13 protein-coding genes are annotated in these 19159 nt (G+C 40.4%); 6 read left to right on the top strand and 7 right to left on the bottom strand.

Features of this window, described 5'->3' with window-relative positions:
- Nucleotides 1-478 precede the first annotated feature (478 nt).
- Both AACU32_RS16525 and AACU32_RS16520 read left to right on the top strand, forming a co-directional pair.
- On the top strand, nt 479-3358 hold the full coding sequence (locus AACU32_RS16525; protein ID WP_096601248.1) for an alkaline phosphatase family protein: 2880 nt from the start codon (nt 479-481) through the stop codon (nt 3356-3358).
- Nucleotides 3359-3782: 424 nt separating this feature from the next.
- The gene (locus tag AACU32_RS16520) at nt 3783-5915 is read left to right on the top strand and encodes a DUF4114 domain-containing protein (protein ID WP_096601246.1); all 2133 of its coding nucleotides are present in this window, start codon (nt 3783-3785) and stop codon (nt 5913-5915) included.
- Nucleotides 5916-6200: 285 nt separating this feature from the next.
- On the opposite strand, the gene AACU32_RS16515 is transcribed toward AACU32_RS16520, so the two are convergent.
- Entirely contained in the window at nt 6201-7544 is a 1344-nt protein-coding gene (locus AACU32_RS16515; protein ID WP_096601244.1) for a hypothetical protein, read from the bottom strand.
- Nucleotides 7545-7755: 211 nt separating this feature from the next.
- Here AACU32_RS16515 and AACU32_RS16510 point away from each other — a divergent pair, with 211 nt between their 5' ends.
- Together AACU32_RS16510 and AACU32_RS16505 are read left to right on the top strand one after the other, a co-directional pair.
- Complete coding sequence (locus tag AACU32_RS16510; protein ID WP_096601242.1) at nt 7756-8001, top strand: type II toxin-antitoxin system RelN family antitoxin; 246 nt, start codon at nt 7756-7758, stop codon at nt 7999-8001.
- Nucleotides 7994-8344, top strand: a complete 351-nt coding sequence (locus AACU32_RS16505) for a type II toxin-antitoxin system RelE family toxin (RefSeq protein WP_096601240.1) — start codon at nt 7994-7996, stop codon at nt 8342-8344. The genes AACU32_RS16510 and AACU32_RS16505 overlap by 8 nt, the downstream gene beginning before the upstream one ends.
- A gap of 267 nt (nt 8345-8611) precedes the next feature.
- On the opposite strand, the gene AACU32_RS16500 is transcribed toward AACU32_RS16505, so the two are convergent.
- The 4 genes from AACU32_RS16500 to AACU32_RS16485 all read right to left on the bottom strand — a co-directional run bounded on the left by AACU32_RS16500 (nt 8612) and on the right by AACU32_RS16485 (nt 12527).
- Nucleotides 8612-9058, bottom strand: a complete 447-nt coding sequence (locus AACU32_RS16500) for a DUF3598 family protein (RefSeq protein WP_096601238.1) — start codon at nt 9056-9058, stop codon at nt 8612-8614.
- Between the two features lie 93 nt (nt 9059-9151).
- On the bottom strand, nt 9152-10570 hold the full coding sequence (locus AACU32_RS16495; protein WP_096601236.1) for an aldehyde dehydrogenase family protein: 1419 nt from the start codon (nt 10568-10570) through the stop codon (nt 9152-9154).
- A 121-nt stretch (nt 10571-10691) separates the two neighbouring features.
- Complete coding sequence (locus AACU32_RS16490) at nt 10692-11735, bottom strand: nitrilase-related carbon-nitrogen hydrolase (RefSeq protein WP_096601234.1); 1044 nt, start codon at nt 11733-11735, stop codon at nt 10692-10694.
- A gap of 18 nt (nt 11736-11753) precedes the next feature.
- On the bottom strand, nt 11754-12527 hold the full coding sequence (locus AACU32_RS16485; protein WP_096601232.1) for a red chlorophyll catabolite reductase: 774 nt from the start codon (nt 12525-12527) through the stop codon (nt 11754-11756).
- Nucleotides 12528-12677: 150 nt separating this feature from the next.
- Between AACU32_RS16485 and AACU32_RS16480 the strand changes: the two genes are divergently transcribed.
- Nucleotides 12678-13616, top strand: a complete 939-nt coding sequence (locus AACU32_RS16480) for an NmrA family NAD(P)-binding protein (protein WP_096601230.1) — start codon at nt 12678-12680, stop codon at nt 13614-13616.
- Nucleotides 13617-13698: 82 nt separating this feature from the next.
- On the opposite strand, the gene AACU32_RS16475 is transcribed toward AACU32_RS16480, so the two are convergent.
- Together AACU32_RS16475 and AACU32_RS16470 are read right to left on the bottom strand one after the other, a co-directional pair.
- Entirely contained in the window at nt 13699-14853 is a 1155-nt protein-coding gene (locus AACU32_RS16475) for a glycosyltransferase family 4 protein (RefSeq protein ID WP_339377974.1), read from the bottom strand.
- 71 nt (nt 14854-14924) lie between these two features.
- Nucleotides 14925-16103: a glycosyltransferase family 4 protein gene (locus AACU32_RS16470; RefSeq protein ID WP_339377973.1), complete on the bottom strand. Its 1179-nt coding sequence runs from the start codon at nt 16101-16103 to the stop codon at nt 14925-14927.
- Nucleotides 16104-16905: 802 nt separating this feature from the next.
- Between AACU32_RS16470 and AACU32_RS16465 the strand changes: the two genes are divergently transcribed.
- Nucleotides 16906-19128, top strand: coding sequence for an SMP-30/gluconolactonase/LRE family protein (locus AACU32_RS16465; protein WP_096601228.1), 2223 nt, complete (start codon nt 16906-16908; stop codon nt 19126-19128).
- The last annotated feature ends 31 nt before the right edge of the window (nt 19129-19159 follow it).

Here is a 19159-nt window from a genome sequence, read left to right as displayed (position 1 = left end):
TTGCAATTTTTCTTATTAGCTCGCATATATAAGCATCTACGTATCTGATACAGTTATGAATATGTTATTTTCTAAAAGTCATATTTATAACCTTAACTTGCCGATAACCTTTCTTCAGTCTTGAAAGATTATCCTTGTATGTAGTTGCTAAAAATACAGCGTTTTAATTAACCACAATCATAAGTTGTGGAGCTAGAGCATTTTGTCACCAAATACTAATTCTGTAGAGTAAAAAATCAATTTTAAATAGGAAGTGGCAATTAATTAATAACATATTCCCATGAAGGTGTTTTTCTAAAAACTGGAAAAGCTCACAGATATTTAAATGGAGTCAATACTCATTTTTATCTGACTTTTTCCCCTAACGTGATTGAAGTTGAATAAACAATAAATTTTCTACAACACCTTAATAGGACTAAATGTTAGTAAGCCAATCTCCCTATTAATTGCAGAACTAAATACTTAAGGAGTAGTAGACATGGCTGGTACAAACAGCAACGGTAGAAATGTCATTATTTTTGTTGCGGATGGATTGCGAAACGGTTCTGTAAATCCAATTGATACTCCAACTTTATATAGTATTCGTCAGCAAGGGGTTAATTTTACCAATAGCCATTCGCTATTTCCTACTTTTACCACCCCGAATGCTTCTGCGATCGCCACTGGACATTATCTGGGTGACACAGGCGACTTCAGCAACACTGTCTATACTGGTTATCCAGTAATTAACGCCAATGGTAATGTCACACCATTTATTGAAAATGATCCGGTTCTGGCTGATATCAATGCCAATTCCAATCTTGCCGATCCAGATACCAGCTTCAGCAAAAATAACTTTCTCACGGAAGAGTCACTTCTAGCTTATGCCCGCGCTAATGGTTATTCTACAGCTGCGATCGGTAAGCTGGGGCCTGTAGCGATTCAAGATGTCACTCAAGATAACCGAACTGGTGGAACTGCAACTGCGAATATTACGCCTAAGACTGTCATTATTGATGACAGCACGTATATTAACACCATTGCCAACGCTACCAATCCTCCTGTTAACGCTGTTGGTTCACAAAGTGCGATTCCATTGAACCAAGCGATCGCAACTGACTTGAACAATGCGGGTTTGATCGGTCAAAATGTTCCTGGTACGACTACTGTAGCCACTACTGTCGGCAGCATTAGAAGCAATCAGCCTGCGGGGAACTTGACAACAGCTGGAACCCTGAACCCTAATGCCCAACAACAGCAATACTTTGCAGATGCTACCACCAAAGCTGTCCTACCTCAGTTTGTTGATGATATCGCTAACAAAAATTCCCAAGGATTTGCCGTAGTCTATTGGTCTAGAGATCCTGATGGTACTCAACATAACAATGGTGATGCCTTCAACCCAGCCGATCCTGGCAACAACTCCCTCACCATTGGCATCAATGGCCCTACATCCAAAAAAGGTATTCAAGATGCTGATGCCAACTTAAAGCAGATTATTGATTATCTGAAAGCGACACCCGACCCTGCAAATCCTGGTCATACCCTCTACGAAAACACAGATATCTTTGTGACAGCCGATCACGGGTTTTCCACAATCAGTAAGCAGGCTGTCGGAGTAAAATTTGATGCCGCAGGTACACCAACCTACATCAACACCACTAGCTATGCTGCTTCCCTGAACTATTACACAGTAGATGCTACTACTGGTGTTAAGACTCCTACTGTTCACGCTGGATTTTTACCCCCCGGTTTTGTAGCGATCGACCTCGCCCATGACCTCGGATCGACTCTCTACGATCCCAATAAACCCACAGCCCCCGTTACTACCAGCAATATCAATAATATTCAGTACGCCGTAGTTGATCCAAGCGCAGGTCAAAACCCTCTCAGTGGCAATGGTGTTATTGGTGGTAACGGTTCAGTTGTCAATGGTGTTATTGACCCTAAGACCCAAGTCGTAGTTGCTGCGAATGGTGGCTCTGATTTACTTTATGTTCCCAGCAAAGATAAAACCTTAGTCGCTAAGATTGTTTCATTCTTGGCACAAAAAGATTACATCAGTGGTATTTTTACCGATGATGCTTTTGGTGATATTCCTGGGGCGCTTAAACTCAGCACGATTGGGCTAGTAGGGACTTCAGAACTTCCTACCCCTTCGATTGTTATTAACTTCAAAACCTTTAGCACTAACCCGAATAATCCTAACGATCCTCAAGCGCAAGTAGAAGTTGCCGACACTACTCTCCAGCAAGGACAAGGGATGCATGGTAGTTTTGGTCGCGGTGATACTTTCAATAACATGGAAGCGATCGGCCCTGACTTTAAAACAGGTTATGTAGACTCTGCACCTGTAAGTAATGCTGATGTCACGCCTACACTCGCCAAAATACTGGGGTGGAACATTCCCAGCATTGGAGATTTAAAAGGTCGGGCAATTACAGAGGCGCTGGTAGGAGGAACTGATACAGTTACCTCTACTAAAGGAACTTTAAGGTCTGAACCATCTGCTAACGGTCAAGCAACAATTCTCAATTATCAAAGTGTAGGTGATACTCAATACTTCACTGCCGCAGGATTTAGCGATCGCACTGTGGGATTGAATGCAGTACAATTAGACCTGCAATTTGGTTCTAGTAACAGCGATGATGTCACCTCTAAGCCAGGACAAACCTTATTTACAGGTGATGGTGCAGATACGGTAGATTCAACCAACAACAACACAATTATTACTGGAAATGGTGATGATAGCGTATTTACAGGTAGTAATTCTACTGTAAACAGTGGTGATGGTAATGACCAAGCCTTAGTGGGTGTTAATGGTTCGGCTAGCAATACCACTGTTGATGGTGGCACAGGTAACGATGAAATCACCGTAGTCGAAGCTGGTGGTAGTAATAACCTCTTTGGCGGTGCAGGTTCTGATACTCTGCAAGTAGTTGAAGGTTCAGGTCAATTCCTCTTCGGCGGTTCTGGAAACGATACCATCACTAGTAACGGCAGCAATAACCGACTCTATGGTGGTTCTGGGGATGATAAACTCTTCTCCAGCGTCAATGATTCCCTTTTTGGTGGTGATGGTGATGATGTGTTATTTGCTGGTCAAGGAGGTGGTAACCGCTTGACTGGTGGTGTTGGTGCTGACCAATTCTGGATTGCTAATGCGAGCCTTCCTACTAGCAAGAATATTGTCACCGACTTTAACCCAGGATTTGATGTGATTGGCATTGGTGGTATTAGTGGAGTGACTAAATTTAGTGACCTGACGCTATTAAAACAAGGTAACGACACTTTGGTAAAAGCTGGAAGTACTGAATTAGCTGCATTAGTTGGACTGACCGACCGTACCCTGACTGCAAATAACTTTGTTTTCTCGTGAGTGTGGTGTCAGGAGAAAGTTATTACAGTTAAATCTAACAACCAAATTTAGTTAGGCTGTACTAATTTTCTAATAGCGAGGAAGTATTACTTCCTCGCTTTTTCTATCTATATACTTAGTTATAAAATGAACACACTTTAATTATTTGATAACCTTTTAATAATTGATTTTTAACTTAATCATGAGTTTATATTTATTAGGATTAGCGCTTAATCAAAACCTTATAAACTTACCTGAGATTATTTGTAAATAGATAAAATACTACGTTAAAAAATGTTGTAAGAATATAGTTATCAGCCCCAAAAAATATCTCTTAAAAGATAAAAAATATCTACCTCTAAATGGTATCAAGCTAAAAATTAGCACTTAAACCATTTGGAGAAAATTTGTGTCTCAAAATATGGTCTAGGTAAAAACATAATTTATGATTATCAACGGAACTGCAAATCAAGATGAGTTATATGCTCAAAAAGATGATCAATTATTTGGTTTTGAAGGAGATGACATACTCGATTCCTCCAACAGTCAAGGTAATAATTTGCTTGATGGTTGTTCTGGTAATGACCGACTTTTTGGCAACAATAACGATACTTTAAGAGGTGGTATTGGCAAAGATGATTTATTTGCTGTCGGGAGTGTAGGCTTTAATATCCTGGAAGGTGGCGAAGAAAGCGATCGCCTTTTTGTTGTCGAGGGTAGTCATAACAAACTCGATGGCGGTGCTGGTAATGATTTTCTCAATGCATCCAATCCTACAGGTAACAATAGCCTAGAGGGTGGCTCTGGCGATGATCGGCTGATTGGGGGATTAAATAGCGATCGCTTATTTGGTGGTGCTGGTGATGATTCACTATTCGCGGGTATAAACGGCAGCCAGTTTACAGGCTATACGGGGAGAGACCGCTTTTATCTTACTAGTGCTGCGGTTCCAGATGTGCCTGTAGAAGTATTCGATTTTACTAAGAGTGAAGATAAAGTTATCATTGCTGGCATCCCAGAGGTGCAGAGATTCCAAGATTTAAAAATAGAGCAAATCTTGGTCAATGGTCAACCAGGGCCGGATACATCGATTAAAGCCACAATTAATGGTGAGTTAAAAGAATTAGGGATTTTAAGGAATGTCCAAGCTAATAGTCTGACAGCAGATGACTTCGACTTTTCTGATACAAGCGATGGTACAGGCGATACTAATGCAGGTATTACCATTACCCAGACTGATGGTAGTACGAAAGTCAGCGAAGGTGGAGCAGGCGATCGCTATTCGGTGGTACTCCAAAGCAAACCCCAGTCTGATGTGACGATAGCGATTAAAAACGGGAAACAAACTAAAACCAGTGCAAATACTCTCACCTTCACCCCACAGAACTGGAATATCGGACAAGAGGTGACGGTAACAGCTTTTGATGATGCAATTGTCGAAGGAAATCACAGCGACATTATCCAACATACAGCTAGCAGTACCGATGGCAACTATAATGGCATTGCGATTAATCCTGTAGACGTTAGCATTACTGACAACGATATTCCCTTGGCGAAGACTGTTGATAATGATGTCTTCACTATTAAAGGTGAAAGCGATCGCGCCAGATTGCAAGTAACCCTCACAGGACATAGTTCTAAATTGGTGAATGAACTGGGGGTATATGTTGTTGATGATGCTCAAGGTAGAATTAACGGTATTGCGCCGGGTGCAGCAGGTTATGCGCAAGCTGCTTTAGAACGTGCTAGGGTAATTTTTTCTGCGATCGCCAAAGTTCCTAATGGATTTAGTACGAACAATGTTAAAAGTTTGCTGGAATTCAACTCTGGTGAAAACTTAAGATTTTATTTAGTGAAAAACAGCACAATTGATGCTGTAAAATCGGGAATTGCTCCCATTACAAACGTACTTTTTTCTAGTACGACGACACAGAAAATTACAGACTTAGGCGCTGATGGCTTCTCCCTAGCTTGGGAGGATGGTTCTGGGAATAATACCAATAGCTTTCAAGATTTGGTAGTGAAGATTCAAACAACAAATGATCCATTATCTCTGGGGACAAATTTGCAAAGTCAATCCCAAGGAGAATTTATTGATTTACGAGGTGTGACGCAACAAGTCAAAGCTGATTTTGTAGTTAATCGCGAAGCAGCTTTTGATAACTTTGTTGGCTTTTATCAGGCTATTGATAAAAATGGTGGGATTGATACTAATAACGATGGCGTAGCAGATATTCTCCCTGGACAAGCGGGTTACACTCAAGCTGCGGTACGTGGACGGGTTGCAGGAATTAACTTGATAGCTAACAACCAAGGTACAGCAACTTACAATAGCACTTTTAAACCTGGTTCTATCTTCGTACCATTTATTATTATTAATGGCAGACCCGATGCAGTTGTGGATAACAATCTGAATAACAATCCAGCAGTTTACTTCCCATTTTTAGGCGCTAATTCTGACAAAGTTGACCATATTCGCCTGTTAGGAAATAACACCTTCGGCTTTGAAGATTTAGCAAATGGCGGTGATGGAGATTTTAACGATGTCATTGTCAAAGTGAATTTGAGTATAGCTTAGTATTTTGCCACATTAATTTTGATAGGCTGCAAGATCCCCGACTTCTTGAAGAAGTCGGGGATCTGACACCTCAAAAATGAGACTTAAATGTAAGTTGGGTTGAGGAAGGTAGACGCAAAGCGGCTTCCCGTAGGGTAACCCAACATTTGCGTTGCTTTGTTGGGTTGCACTACGTTTAACCCAACCTATTTTTTGAGGCAATAAAATAGGTTTTTTTCATATTTCACCACATTTCCGCTAACGCCAAAAAATCCGATGTCAACAGTCAACCGTCAACATTCAACATTATTTCTTCACCAAAATATATGCCGTAGCATATTCAGGTAATGTGCTGACATGTCGTCCAAAATCTTTTTGATTTTGAAAAATACCTGCTAAAAAATCAAGTTGATGCAGGTTAGGTAAAAAAGCTCCACCTGTATCAGCAATAATGCCCATTTGTAGCTGTTTGCGTCCACCTGCATTATGCTCAATCACAATCACTTTACCCAAACCGATATTGAGGACATCGCCAGCAAAAGTTACTCCTGGTTTGATGGATATTTTTGCATCTATCTTGTATCCATAACCTTTGATAGCGTCAACTTCTCTAAAATACCAGTAACGTTTTTGCGCTGTTGCTTTTAAACCCCTCACATAAGGTATTTCATTACTTCTATCTACATTGAAATAACCCTGAGTTCCATCTGGGAACTTAATTAATATTGTTCCCTCCATCAGTGCTTCTTCAAAACCAGTGCGAGTTAGATATGCCAGGGTTTCTACTTTGCCATATTCTTTACCACCTGGTTCATAAATTCCTGATAATACCTGCTGCTTTGTATATCTCGTGTAGAATTTATCAGCAGTGAAATCATCTTTTAAGCTATAAACGGGAATGTTAAAAGTAGAGGTTTTTTGACGCGAACCATCATGAGTAAATACAGCATATTTAGTAATTCGTAGTTGCTGTTGATTTCTACTCTTGGGGTTATACGCAGACCATTTGATGACTTTAAAATTAGCATTAATAAAATTAGGATCTTGTAAACGAGTAGCTCGATTATTGGCAATATCTTCCTGTAAAACCGCAATCATGAAATCTAAGGTTTTGAGAACATCCTCTACCGAAACTCCTTGAGTCTCAAGTATACCTTGGCGTAAAACATCAGGGTCTGCATTCCCGTGGTCTTGATAATATTTTCTGGTATTGACAAGAACAGTGAGTAAATCTGTTTGATTAAACTTAATTTTTGTAGTTGGGAGTTTTCCAGCCTTAAAAACCTGACTACCATTAACATTAAATTTAAATTTTTTTAACTCATCAATAACTGCATAGGGTGTAGAGGCTGATATCAAATTCTGCCCAGATGGCTGAATGTTTTGCTGGTTAAAATTCTGCTCAACCGCTTGTTGATCGCTCACAATATTTAGCCAATTTGTGGCGAGTAGCTGAAAAGATTGTTTGAAGGGTAAGGAAACAAGTGGTTGAGTTAGGGGTTTTTCTTCTTGAGTAAAAGAGACATTCTGTGCAGTCTGATGTTGTTGAGTTTTTGACTGACCATATAAATGGTTATTGGTTAAACCGACAAGTAATAAGGTAGCAAAACCTACCATCAAACTATTTTTTTTACTGAATGGTATACTCATGGTATGAAAAAAAATTCTCTTGCTACATAATAGTTGCACTTAGTTCATATGTGAACAACTTGCCATAAAAAAGTTCCCTTGAACTGCAATCAGGAACCAAAAAATCTCCTCATAGTATTGGAGTGGTACAGCTATAGACATCGCTCTCTCGTTGACAAGAGGGTGAATTCAATTACATTAATATTGGTAATCTTAAACGCTGGGAGTACCCATGAAAGCAATTAAAGTCATGGCAACCATTGATGAGCATGGGCAACTGACTTTAGATCATCCCTTAATGACCGATAAGAACAGTCGCGTTGAAGTAATTGTACTCATCCCAGAAGCAGCAGAAATCGATGAAGATGATCAATCCAAAGAAAGTATTCTAGAAGATTTTCGCCAAGCTTGGCATGAAGCCATGACCGGACAAACAATTCCTGTGGCTCAACTTTGGGAAGGGCTTGAGGATGTCTGAGCAACCGCTTATTCAAGTCGAAGCCACGCCTACTTTCAATCGAAATCTACGAAACTTGTCCAAAAAATATCGTAGTATTCGTATTGATATACAACCCGTAATCGAACAACTGGAACGGGGAGAGTTACCTGGAGATCAGATATCTGGGATTGGTTATGAAGTTTTTAAGCTGCGAGTCCGAAATAGCGATATTCAAAAAGGTAAAAGTGGTGGCTACCGTCTCATTTATTATGTCAAAACAGCAACAGGTATTATTCTGCTGACTATTTACACTAAATCAGAACAAGCCAATATCGCAGCTGATGACATTAAGAGGATGTTTGAAAAGTCCTGTCGTGGGTAGCAAAACCTTTTAGATCCCCCTAAATCCCCCTTAAAAAGGGGGACTTTAAGAAGTTTTCCCCCCTTTTTAAGGGGGGCTAGGGGGGATCGATTAGTGCGAAGATACAGCCAACCACTTTTCAAACAACCTCTAAGAGCATCATTGCTGAGTATGAACAACGTGTGGTAGAAAATGATGAGAGTTCCAAAGCATAGACCACCTCATATCCGGGTGAAATATTTTCTTAAATCTTGCTGATTGCTTTTTGACTCTTGAGCCTTTACCAATCTACCGTAACCGTTCTTCTTGGATGAGGGTACGTTGGTAAATTTGATGATTTTTAAACCAATGCCAAGTACGGGCACGATAGTTATTGTCAGGACTAATTATAATCATTTCATACAAAGACAATTCTGGTGCTGTCTTATAAGAAAACGATAATATGACTGTAGAATCGTCTATTTCCCAGGCTTTACCTAAAATGCGTTCAGTATCAAAGAATAGAGTTTTATCTCGATATGTTCCCGGAAATTGATGTTCCTCTTTTTTCCCATCAGCCCAGGTATAACGATTAATTTGGTAATAAGGATAGGGACTATTTTCAGGGAATTGGCAGGTTAAGTGAGATTGATAGTGATCGAGAATTTTTCCGGCTGTATCGACTACTGTATACGTACCTGCCCAATCTCCTTCATGACGAACAAGTACGGGCATTCCTTCGCGAATTGTAGACATAGAAAACTCCTTTATATCGTCATTTGTCATTTGTCATTTGTCAGAGACGCGATTAATCGCGTCTGTACAGTTGTTATTTGTTATTTATTGTTGTTAATCATTATCAAACCACCAAGGGTTGTGTGCAGAATTAGTTTTGATCAAAAAAGCTTTTTTTCGCATGAACCGTTTCAACGCCGCAGGCCCCATGCGTGACCCACCCAGACCGGAAAATTTAAATGAATTTTTTTCACCTTCGTGCATGATAGCAGTAAGAGCAGCATCGTTGATACTGATGCCTCCTGCTTCGATTTGTTGAGCAACTTCTAAGGCTAATTCTTCTGTTTCAGCAAACACAGACGCACTTAAGCCATAAATGGAGTCATTAGCTAAGTTAATTGCCTCATCGATTTGAGAAAATGGCATTATTGGCATAATGGGGCCAAAAGTTTCTTCGGTCATCACTTTCATTGAATGGTTGACATTAGTCAGCACTGTGGGACGACACCACCAACCTCCGCCTAATTCTTCAACTTTACCGCCACAGTGAATTACTGCTCCTTTCTCTACAGCATCTAGAAGATGATCGCTAATAATTGCTGCTTGTTTTTCGGCAATAATGGGGCCAATTTCTCCGGTTTCAAATGTGGGATGAGCTAATTTTAACTTTTGCGCTTTAGTTACTAATTGTGAAACAAATTTATTAAATATAGTTTCGGCAACGTAAATTCGCTCAATTGAAAGACATGATTGTCCGGTGTTGACAACTGCACCCCATAAAATTGCTGATGTTGCTAAGTCTAAGTTAGCTGATCCTAAAACGATCGCGGGGTCTTTACCCCCTAATTCCAAAAATACCGGAATGAACTTTTTCGCGGCGACTTCGGCAACTTTTCGCCCGGTGGCGACACTACCTGTAAAGCAGACTAAATCTACATATTCAATTAGAGCAGCTCCTGTTTGCCCTGCTCCTTCAATAAAAGTAAAAACATCGCGCAATTTGGGAACAGCATTAAGTGTTGTCATCAGTGGGGCGACGAAGCGGGGAGCAATTTCGCTAGGTTTGACAACGACAGCACAACCCGCCAGTAATGCGGGAATCGCATCAATTGTCGATAGTAATAAGGGAAAATTCCACGGACTAATCACCCCCACTAGGGGATAGGGAATGGCTGTTTGTTGCAAGGCAATAAAGGGAATGGCTGTATTTTTGGCCGAGTCTTGCAGCAGTTCTGGCGCTAACCGACACCAGCGATCAATGCTAGAGATGAAAGAGTCAATTTCCATTTCCGAGATGGACAATCTCCCTGTATCATTGACCAAAGCCTCAGTTAAGCGATCGCGTTCTGATAATATCGCTTGTTTCCATTCCTGTAATACTTCTATTCTCCCTTCCACACCCATCTGCTGCCAACGCACTTGCGCCCGCCGCAGCCGATTGCATAACTGCGCCAGCAGCTTAGGCGGCGGCGGTATAATCACATAGTCAAATTTTCCCGTGCGCGGATTCCGAACATCTATTGAGTTGGTCATTTGTCAGTTGTCAGTTGTCAGTTGTCAGTTGTCAGTTGTCTAGAAGGCAATAGGCAACTGACAATAATTATGTTGTCCTCCTTGTCTCCCTTGTCCTCCTTGTCTCCCTTGTCCCCTACCATCAAATCACGCCTAAGTTGGCTAGGCGTTCAATGGTTGCTTGCTGTGTTTGCAGAAAGTGTTTCCGGTCTACTTCTGTATCCAGCATAGTGTTTGGTGGGTAAAATTGCGACTGGAGGTAACTTTGGGCATATAATTCAAATCGCTGGCGGGAAAGTAAATTATTTAACCCTGGTCTTTTGCGATCGCGTCTTAAGGCGGCTAGGTCTATCTCTGCAAAGGCTGCCATACTTTCGCCTGTAGTTGTCTCTGCTAAGACTATTCCGCGATGGTCAATAATTTTAGAACCACCATCAACAGAGGCGACGGGGATGGGGATATTAGCGATACCTGCTGTATTGGCGGAAACAACGTATGCAGTATTTTCTACTGCACGGGTAATTTTCGCTGCATCTTTGGGTGTTAAGGCTTTGCTATAAATTTCCGAGGTGGAATGGAGAAAAATTTCTGCGCCGCGCATTGCTAAACAGCGTGCGACTTCTGGATATAAAATTTCTTCTGATGCTAAAGCTGCTAAATTACCGATCGCAGTTTTGGCTACGGGAAAAACTCCTTCTAATCCGTAGCAGTCAAGATATTTATCCCATACATCATGGGGTGTGGGCGCAAACATGGAATTTAGCCGCCGATACCGCAAGATTAGATTTCCCGATGGATCAATTACAAAGCAGGTTTGGAAGTACAATCCGGGAAAATTTGGGTCTACTTCGTAAGCATTCCCTGCTAAAAAAATACGATGTTTTTGCGCAATTTTACTGAGAGAGTCATACTCAGCACCGTTCATTTCCAAACAGGCTTTTTCTGCCCACACCGCCAAAGATTCGCCTAGAGGGAAACCCGTGAGGAAATATTCTGGTAAAACAATTAACCGACAGTCAAAGCCAATAAAAGCAATACTGGCAGCAATTTGCTGTGCTAAGCGGTTAATAGTATTTTGCATTAAAGAGCGAGCTTCAGTGCGATCGCTTGCTTGATTAACTGCCTGACAGGTAACTTGCAGTGCTAAGGCGCGATATGAATCTATATAATCGGTGTGGGCTGTCATAATTGCTGAGTGAAAATTTTAACTGCCACTCTTAAGCATACGATCACCACCCCACAGCGATCGCACAAGTTGATCTGCTAACTCTTTGCCAAACATCTGCACCGCAATTTGGTTGTCAGGATCGCGTTCTGCGATCGCACGCAGTACAGTTAAGTCACGTTCAGCAAGAGCAGCACGCTTGTCTTCTGCTACAGGTTCCGCGCTATCTACCCAAGTCAGCCAACGATCCATCATTTCATGAGCCAGGGTGCGAACCAAAGGAAGTTTCTCTTTGGCTGCTTTGCTAGTGCAACACAAATTTGTCGGCGATTGTGCCTGACGAATGTACAAATTTCTACTGATATACTGCTCAAATTGAGTATCCTTACGTAACTCCAGATATCTCTCGTTCCCTGGCTGAAAATAGCGATCCAAATAGTTAAGGTCAGCTAACAAATCGCTGCGAGGGATGTAATCCATGTAAAAGAACAAGTGTGGTAATGTAGCAAACCCGTAAGCGAGATGAGGAACATTGATTTGCGGTCCCAACCAGATAATCAGGCGCATGTGACTAAAGCCTGATTTTGGATTACGCAGCCATGAATGTACTAACCAATCAATTTCGGAACCAGAGAAAGTGTTAAGCGTTCCGTGCGCTTCTCCATTTAAACTGGAGTAGCTTTGTAAATTATTGGTAGACGGGTCTGGATGTAGCTGAAAACGAGCGTCTATTTTCTGGCGGAGTTCGGTTGTAACACTCCACAATTGGTCAAATAAGTCAGTATAGTCTTCATTCGGTTGTTGTTCCAGCATAGTTGAGTTCAATTTATCTTGATTTGATGTCAACAAACTTAACAGCCCTCATTATCAGCAGTATCTAACTACTGGCTGAGTTTGTGAATTATCCGCCCTCGCCTAGCTTTGGATAAACTTAATTTAAACGCAGAACTCAAGGTTAAGGAAATGTTATCTCAGAGCGATTGCACAGAGTCAAACATCGGTAAAGTCTTGCTCATCGGCGTTACTGGTGGAACTGGTGGAAATGTCGTCAAGGGATTTCTCGAACAAGGCGTTACCAATCTACGTGCCATCACTAGGAAAATAGACCTTAACCGTCCTTCTCTATCAAAGTTGAATCATGCTGGAATTGAACTAGTTGAAGCTAACCTAGACGATGCAGATTCTCTCATAAGAGCTTTTACAGAAGTTACTGCTGTTTACTGTCACGCCACCACTGGGGATTTAAGTAAAGCTGATCCTTTAGAAATTGAGAGAGCAAAACAAGTTGCACAAGCTGCAAAACAAGCTAATATTCAGCACTTAGTCTACAATTCCGCAGGTGGTGCAGACAGAAATTCTGGCATTCCGCATATTGAACAAAAGTATGAAGTCGAGAAAATTTTCCTTTCAGCTGGCTTACCAACAACCATGTTGCGTGCTTGCTTGTTCATGGAGGAGTTTTGGAAAAAATACACACGCCCCTCTATCCTCAAGGGGAATTTTCCCTTTTCCATTCAACCAAACAAACCCCTACATCTGATTACAACTAAAGACATGGGGCGTGTCGCTGCTTATGTGATTAAACACCGCTCCCAATACATTGGGCGAGAAATTGAATTAGCTGGTGATGTGCTGACTCCTAAGCAAATGGCAGAAGCATTTTCTCAAGCGCAGGGAATAAAAGTTACCCACAAAGAAACACCAGCTTGGATTTTTTTACTACTTTGGCAAAAAGAACTATTCGATTTAATTCAGTGGTATCGCCATAAAGGTTATCAAGCCGATGTTCAGCATTTACGCACAGAATTTCCAGGACTGTTAACTACATTCAGTGAATTTCTGGCAGAAACCAACTGGAAAAACCCAGAACTTACATATGAAAATATGGAGGCGATCGCATAATTCCTAAGTGGGGTGATCTGAAAATTTTCTGCCCATACAATCAAAAGTTACGAATGACCAATGACCAATGACAAATGACGAATTATCTAAATTTTGATGATAAAAGTTGAGCAATTTGCTGATTAATATTTGACACATTAAATCGCTGAATAGCCATTTTTCTAGCATTATGAGCTATAGTTGCACTGTTGTGTCTTTGATGAAGACAAGCAGTAATGACTTGCGCTAGTTCTTGCGAGTCCCCAGGTTGAAATAAAAAACCGTTAATCCCCGGTTTGATTAATTCCATTGCACCGCCAGCTTTACTTGCAATCACAGGTGTACCACACAACATAGCCTCAACAATTACTCTGCCAAAAGGTTCTGCAAAAGTCGAGGTATGGGCAACTAAGTCACAAGCTGCCATTAACTGAGGAATATCAGAACGGAATCCTAAAAATTTGACACGTTTTTCTAGTCCCAATACCCTAATTTGTCGATGCAATTGTTGCACATAATCTTGTTCACCAAATAAAGCATCCCCAACTAAAAGCACTGTTACTTGTGGGGGAGACTGAGCAAGTGCATCAATTAAAATATGTTGTCCTTTCCAAGGCGAAAGCCGACTGAAGTGTCCGACTACAAATTTTCCAACTAGTCCTAATTCTTGCTGTAATTGCCTAATATCAGATTCATCGGTTTGATAAATTTTGGGTTCAAAGCCGTTATAGATGACAGTGGTCAGTTCTTTACGTCCTCCCGCTTCTATAAAAGCTGTTTGACTAGCTTGGGAATTAGCGATTACTACAGATGCTAAATGATTAGCTAAGTTAACAGCAATCCACCGATTAGTTAGGCTAAAATGTTCTTTTGAGAGAATATCATGCAAATGATACACCAGAGGACGACGGGCGAAAAAACTAGCGATCGCGCCGATGACTAATGCTTTTTGAGTATTAGCATAAATTAAATCATATCCCCTAGCTATTTTTACTACTTTAATAATTAACGGGATTATTTGTTTTAAACTGTTTAACCCTAAGAAAAAACTACTATCTTTTTTAACAGAAATTGATTGATTAGTTAAAACTTCTACAGGAATTTTATTTTCCTGTAGTAAAGTTTTAAATGATCCATCAGCAAATAAGCCAACAAGAGAGCGATCGCGATAGGGTTTAGCAATATCTATCAAACAAAGTTCAGCCCCACCGGGCTTACCACTTTGGTCTAAAAAAAGTATTTTTAGCATATTTGTCATTTGTCATTTGTCATTGGGCATTTTTTATTTATCTCCCTCATCTCCCTTGTCCCCCTTGTCCCCCTCATCCCCTATCCCCTATCCCCTTCCCCTAATAAAACTCCCCGTACTTCCTGGGCGATTTTCTGCCAGTTAAAGTTTGTAGCGGCGTACTGGTGACAGGCTTCACGTGAAGGAATAAGTATATTTCCTAGTAAAACTTGTTCTAATTTTTCGGCAATAGCTGAAACTTCTATAGAATCAGTAATTAAATCTGGTGATAATGGTGATAAAATTTCTGGCATTCCCCCAACAGGGGTACATAAAACAGGCGTACCACAAGCAAGAGATTCTAATATTGCTAATCCAAACCCTTCAAAAGATTGGCTGGGCATAATTGTTAAGTCAGCAGCTTGGTAAGCTAAAGGTAGTTGTTCATCAGGGAGAAAACCTAAAAATTTCACGTTGTCTTCTAACCCTAATTCTTTAGCTTGTTGTTGTAGTGCAGCTTGTATATGTCCCCGTCCGGCGATCGCCAGCCAAACATCAGGAATTGTTGGCTTAATTATGGAGAGTGCTTGCAACAATTTATCCAGCCCAACGCGATGCACTAAACGCCGGGATGTAAATAATATCTGGCGGCTATCAGGCCAGCCTAATTTGTTACGCGCCGCTTGAGGTGATAAATTTGCTTGAAATCTGTTAATATCAACTCCACCAGGAATAATATGGATTTTCTGCCAAGGAACTTGATATTGTTGATGTAAAATCTTGCCAAATGCTTTACTGAGAACGATAAAGCGATCGCAACGTTGATAAGTGCTTTTTTCTATCAGCCAGCGCTTGAGTAAAACACTCACCATCTGATTATTTACTTCTTCTTGACTTTCCGATGCCCAAGGGCCATGAAAGTTAAATGTAATTGGTACTCCTTTGGGCAAAAGATCCAAAATCGGAAAGCTATATAATGCAAAATGCAGGTTAATTGCATCTGGCTTGCTGACTCTGGTTTTTTGAAAATTAGTGCGAATATTCCACAACCTTCGCCAAATTACACTATCTGGTTCAGCTAAATTAGTTAGTTTGATTGGGGCATTTATTTCTGTTGTTGGTAAACCTACTCCACATAATTCAATTTTGTCTTGATTTGCTGCTAATTGATGAATTAAATCATAAATATAGCGTTCTAATCCTCCAGGTGTATTAGGAAACCAGCCCATTCCCAAAGTGAGTATAGACGCGGGAGCGAAATTATCTTTGTTACCTTCCACCTATTGTACTCCTGTGATATATGGAAATTGCTTGCGGTAGTTTTTACCCCAAATTCACCCATTTTTTGAATTCAACAATCAAGTAATCTTGCTACTACTTTTATTCGGCACTCCACCACATCATCAGTACTTTTAGGAGTTTTATATATGAAAAGTATTAGAGTAATTTTCCCCAGAATTCTCAGTTCTAAACTATTTAAATCTGAATGTCAACTAGTAAATTTAAACTTGTGTTTTTCTTAACTTCATAACTCTGAGAATGATGAATGTTATACTTGTTTCATAAGCAGACACTGAATTATTGGGATTTAAAGTCTCAACATTAGGCGTAGAATGTCAGATTAAGAGCTAACTATTCTGTATTCAGATTTACTGTTTTTATAAATAAAAAAGTGATTATTATTACATTAATAAAAAAAGAACGATCGCTCGGAAAGATAAATTTAAAAATGCGTGTGTTTTTTATAAAGTTTTCGTGAACTAGTTATTTTTAATATCAAGACTTTGTTATTGATGTATATATCTTGTTAAATGCAAGATTAGTCATTATGATTCAATAATTTATTATTAAGGGCTAGACAATCTTAAGTAAGCGAGCGCAAAATCAACATATCACGCCACAATAGCTAAGATTCCATAGCTAACAGTCAAAAATATCAGGGCTTTGACAATTAATTTTGATTTGATTAATTAGCTAATACCTATTGGCAATCACCAGGTATTAACTAATACTTGTGCATCGATTGCTAACTCATAATAAAAATACATTTTTTTTTCTTAGCCATATAAATTTGGAGATTATATGAACTTGAGATTAATGCCAAAAATCAGCAGAATCTGCCATAAATTTGACCAATATATCAAAAAAATATTTCGACCTGGCAGATTTCAACAAAGAAAAATTTTCACATTTTTACTTTGTCTAACAGTGGGAGTAATTATTGCTTATGTCGGCATCACAACACGCTACACTGTCAATGGAATGCCTACAAACACTTACAAAACATCTTGGATAGGTAATAGTTTTGGTGGTGGAAAATATTGGGTACAAAACCATATAGAAGGCATGTATGTTGCTCCCAATGGCACAGTATATACCAATAGTGTTTGGGATGAAGCAGGTAGAGAAGCCGGAATATATAAAGATGGCAAAATTATTGGTATGGCTGATGACACTCACGGATGGAGTCGTACTGGTGGTACAGCCGTGACAGTAAATAGCAAATATCTTTACTTAGCCATAAATCAAGGAAGCATTGGTAATACCGAGAAAGATTATCCGCCAGATAAAACAAATTGGTACTGCGTGAGACGCTATGACTTATCTGGAAAACCTGCGCCTTTTGCTGATGGTCGTGGCTGGGATAAAAGTATGCTAATTGTTAGTACCAAAGGTGAAGTTACTGGATTAGCAACTGTTAAAAAAGAACTATATGTAAGTGATTCGGCTGCTAACCTGATTCGCGTTTATAGTACCGAAACGATGAAGGAATTACGCAGCTTTAGCGTTACTAGACCTGGTGCGATCTCTATTGATTCCCAAGGTAATCTATGGATTATTCAAAATAAAAAAGGTAGTAATCCTGCGAAGATTGTGTATTATTCCCACACTGGTAAGCAACTACCCCAACAGATTACCCAAGTTGTCGAACCAACTGCGATCGCAATTGATCCGCAAGGGAGACTTTTGATCGCAGAAAATAGCCCACGCCAGCAAATATTGATTTACAACGTTACAGGTAAGCCAGTGCAGGTGGGAACTTTCGGCACAAAAGGCGGTATTTATGCGGGTAATCCTGGAGAAGTCCAAGATTTGAAACTTTACGGAATTACAGGAGTAGGTACAGATGCAGCAGGGAATATTTATGTAAATAATAATGGTTTCAATAGATCGGGAACAGACTTAAGAAAGTTTTCACCATCAGGAAAACAACTTTGGCAATTATTCGGATTGATATTTGTCGATAATGCTGATGCTGATCCCCAAAGTGATGGCGTTGATCTCTTCACCAAGCAAGAACACTTTGTTATGGACTACAGTCAGCCGCCGGGGAAGCAATGGACTTTTAAGAATTACACTCTTAATCCTTTTAAATATCCTCAAGATCCAAGACTGCATACATCCCCAGATGCTACCTTTGTCCGCCGCATTCAAGGTAAGCCTTTTTTGTTCCTGACAGATATGTATAGCAGCTTTCTGCAAATTTATCGTTTCGATGCAGCTAATAATAGCAAAATTGCTATCCCATCGGGAATGTTTGTAAATACTAATCCTGACGGTAAACCATCAATCCCTGGTAACTGGCCGCCATATGAACCAGAAAAAGGCGAGTGGATTTGGCGCGATCGCAACGGTAATGGTGCGTTTGATGAAGGTGAGTACGACAAGAACGAAGATTATCCCTACTTAGGCGGTTGGTGGGTAGACAATAAAGGAGATGTCTGGAAAACCTTGCGCACTCAAGATGGTATCGGTATCCGCCATTATCCCTTACAAGGACTAGACGCTCATGGTAACCCCATCTATGGCTATAGTTCTATGAAAAAGCAAAACACTCCCAGCATGTTTACCGATTTGCGGCGGATCGAGTATTTCCCCGAAACCGACACCATGTATTTGTCAGGCTTTACCGTCGATCACCCAGCCAAAGGTGACGATACTGGCGTTGTTGGATCGGAGATTGTCCGTTTTGATAATTGGAGTCAAAAAAATCTCATACCTCGTTGGCGCATCGTAGTTCCTCACGACATCACAGGTAAGCGCGAAGTCTCCACCGCCGCCATGAGTGTAGCCGGAGACTATGTATTTGCTGTCACATTTAAAAACGCAGAAGTACATGTTTACAACGCCGCAACCGGAGTGCAAGTACAACAGTTCAAACCCGGCCCAGAAGTTGCTCTAGAAAGCGGTTGGATTGATATCCCCTACGGTATCCGCGCTTTTCGGCGCGCAAATGGTGAGTACTTAGTGTTTGTTGAAGAAAATTGGAAAGGAAAAGTGATTATCTATCAATTGATGGGGTAATCTAATTTTCTACTTCAAAATCGCGATCGCA

The organism is Calothrix sp. NIES-2100 (genome assembly GCF_963875285.1).
In the GTDB taxonomy this organism is placed as follows: Bacteria; Cyanobacteriota; Cyanobacteriia; order Cyanobacteriales; family Nostocaceae; genus Aulosira.
This window is presented reverse-complemented; position numbering and strand designations above follow the sequence as displayed.

What these genes read in the sequence shown, in the direction of transcription:
- AACU32_RS16510 (WP_096601242.1), top strand. Translation starts at nt 7,756, where the DNA reads ATGAAAGCAATTAAAGTCATGGCAACCATTGATGAGCATGGGCAACTG.
- AACU32_RS16465 (WP_096601228.1), top strand. Translation starts at nt 16,906, where the DNA reads ATGAACTTGAGATTAATGCCAAAAATCAGCAGAATCTGCCATAAATTT.
- AACU32_RS16485 (WP_096601232.1), bottom strand. Translation starts at nt 12,527, where the DNA reads ATGCTGGAACAACAACCGAATGAAGACTATACTGACTTATTTGACCAA.
- AACU32_RS16505 (WP_096601240.1), top strand. Translation starts at nt 7,994, where the DNA reads ATGTCTGAGCAACCGCTTATTCAAGTCGAAGCCACGCCTACTTTCAAT.
- AACU32_RS16520 (WP_096601246.1), top strand. Translation starts at nt 3,783, where the DNA reads ATGATTATCAACGGAACTGCAAATCAAGATGAGTTATATGCTCAAAAA.
- AACU32_RS16475 (WP_339377974.1), bottom strand. Translation starts at nt 14,853, where the DNA reads ATGACAAATATGCTAAAAATACTTTTTTTAGACCAAAGTGGTAAGCCC.
- AACU32_RS16495 (WP_096601236.1), bottom strand. Translation starts at nt 10,570, where the DNA reads ATGACCAACTCAATAGATGTTCGGAATCCGCGCACGGGAAAATTTGAC.
- AACU32_RS16490 (WP_096601234.1), bottom strand. Translation starts at nt 11,735, where the DNA reads ATGACAGCCCACACCGATTATATAGATTCATATCGCGCCTTAGCACTG.
- AACU32_RS16525 (WP_096601248.1), top strand. Translation starts at nt 479, where the DNA reads ATGGCTGGTACAAACAGCAACGGTAGAAATGTCATTATTTTTGTTGCG.
- AACU32_RS16515 (WP_096601244.1), bottom strand. Translation starts at nt 7,544, where the DNA reads ATGAGTATACCATTCAGTAAAAAAAATAGTTTGATGGTAGGTTTTGCT.
- AACU32_RS16480 (WP_096601230.1), top strand. Translation starts at nt 12,678, where the DNA reads ATGTTATCTCAGAGCGATTGCACAGAGTCAAACATCGGTAAAGTCTTG.
- AACU32_RS16500 (WP_096601238.1), bottom strand. Translation starts at nt 9,058, where the DNA reads ATGTCTACAATTCGCGAAGGAATGCCCGTACTTGTTCGTCATGAAGGA.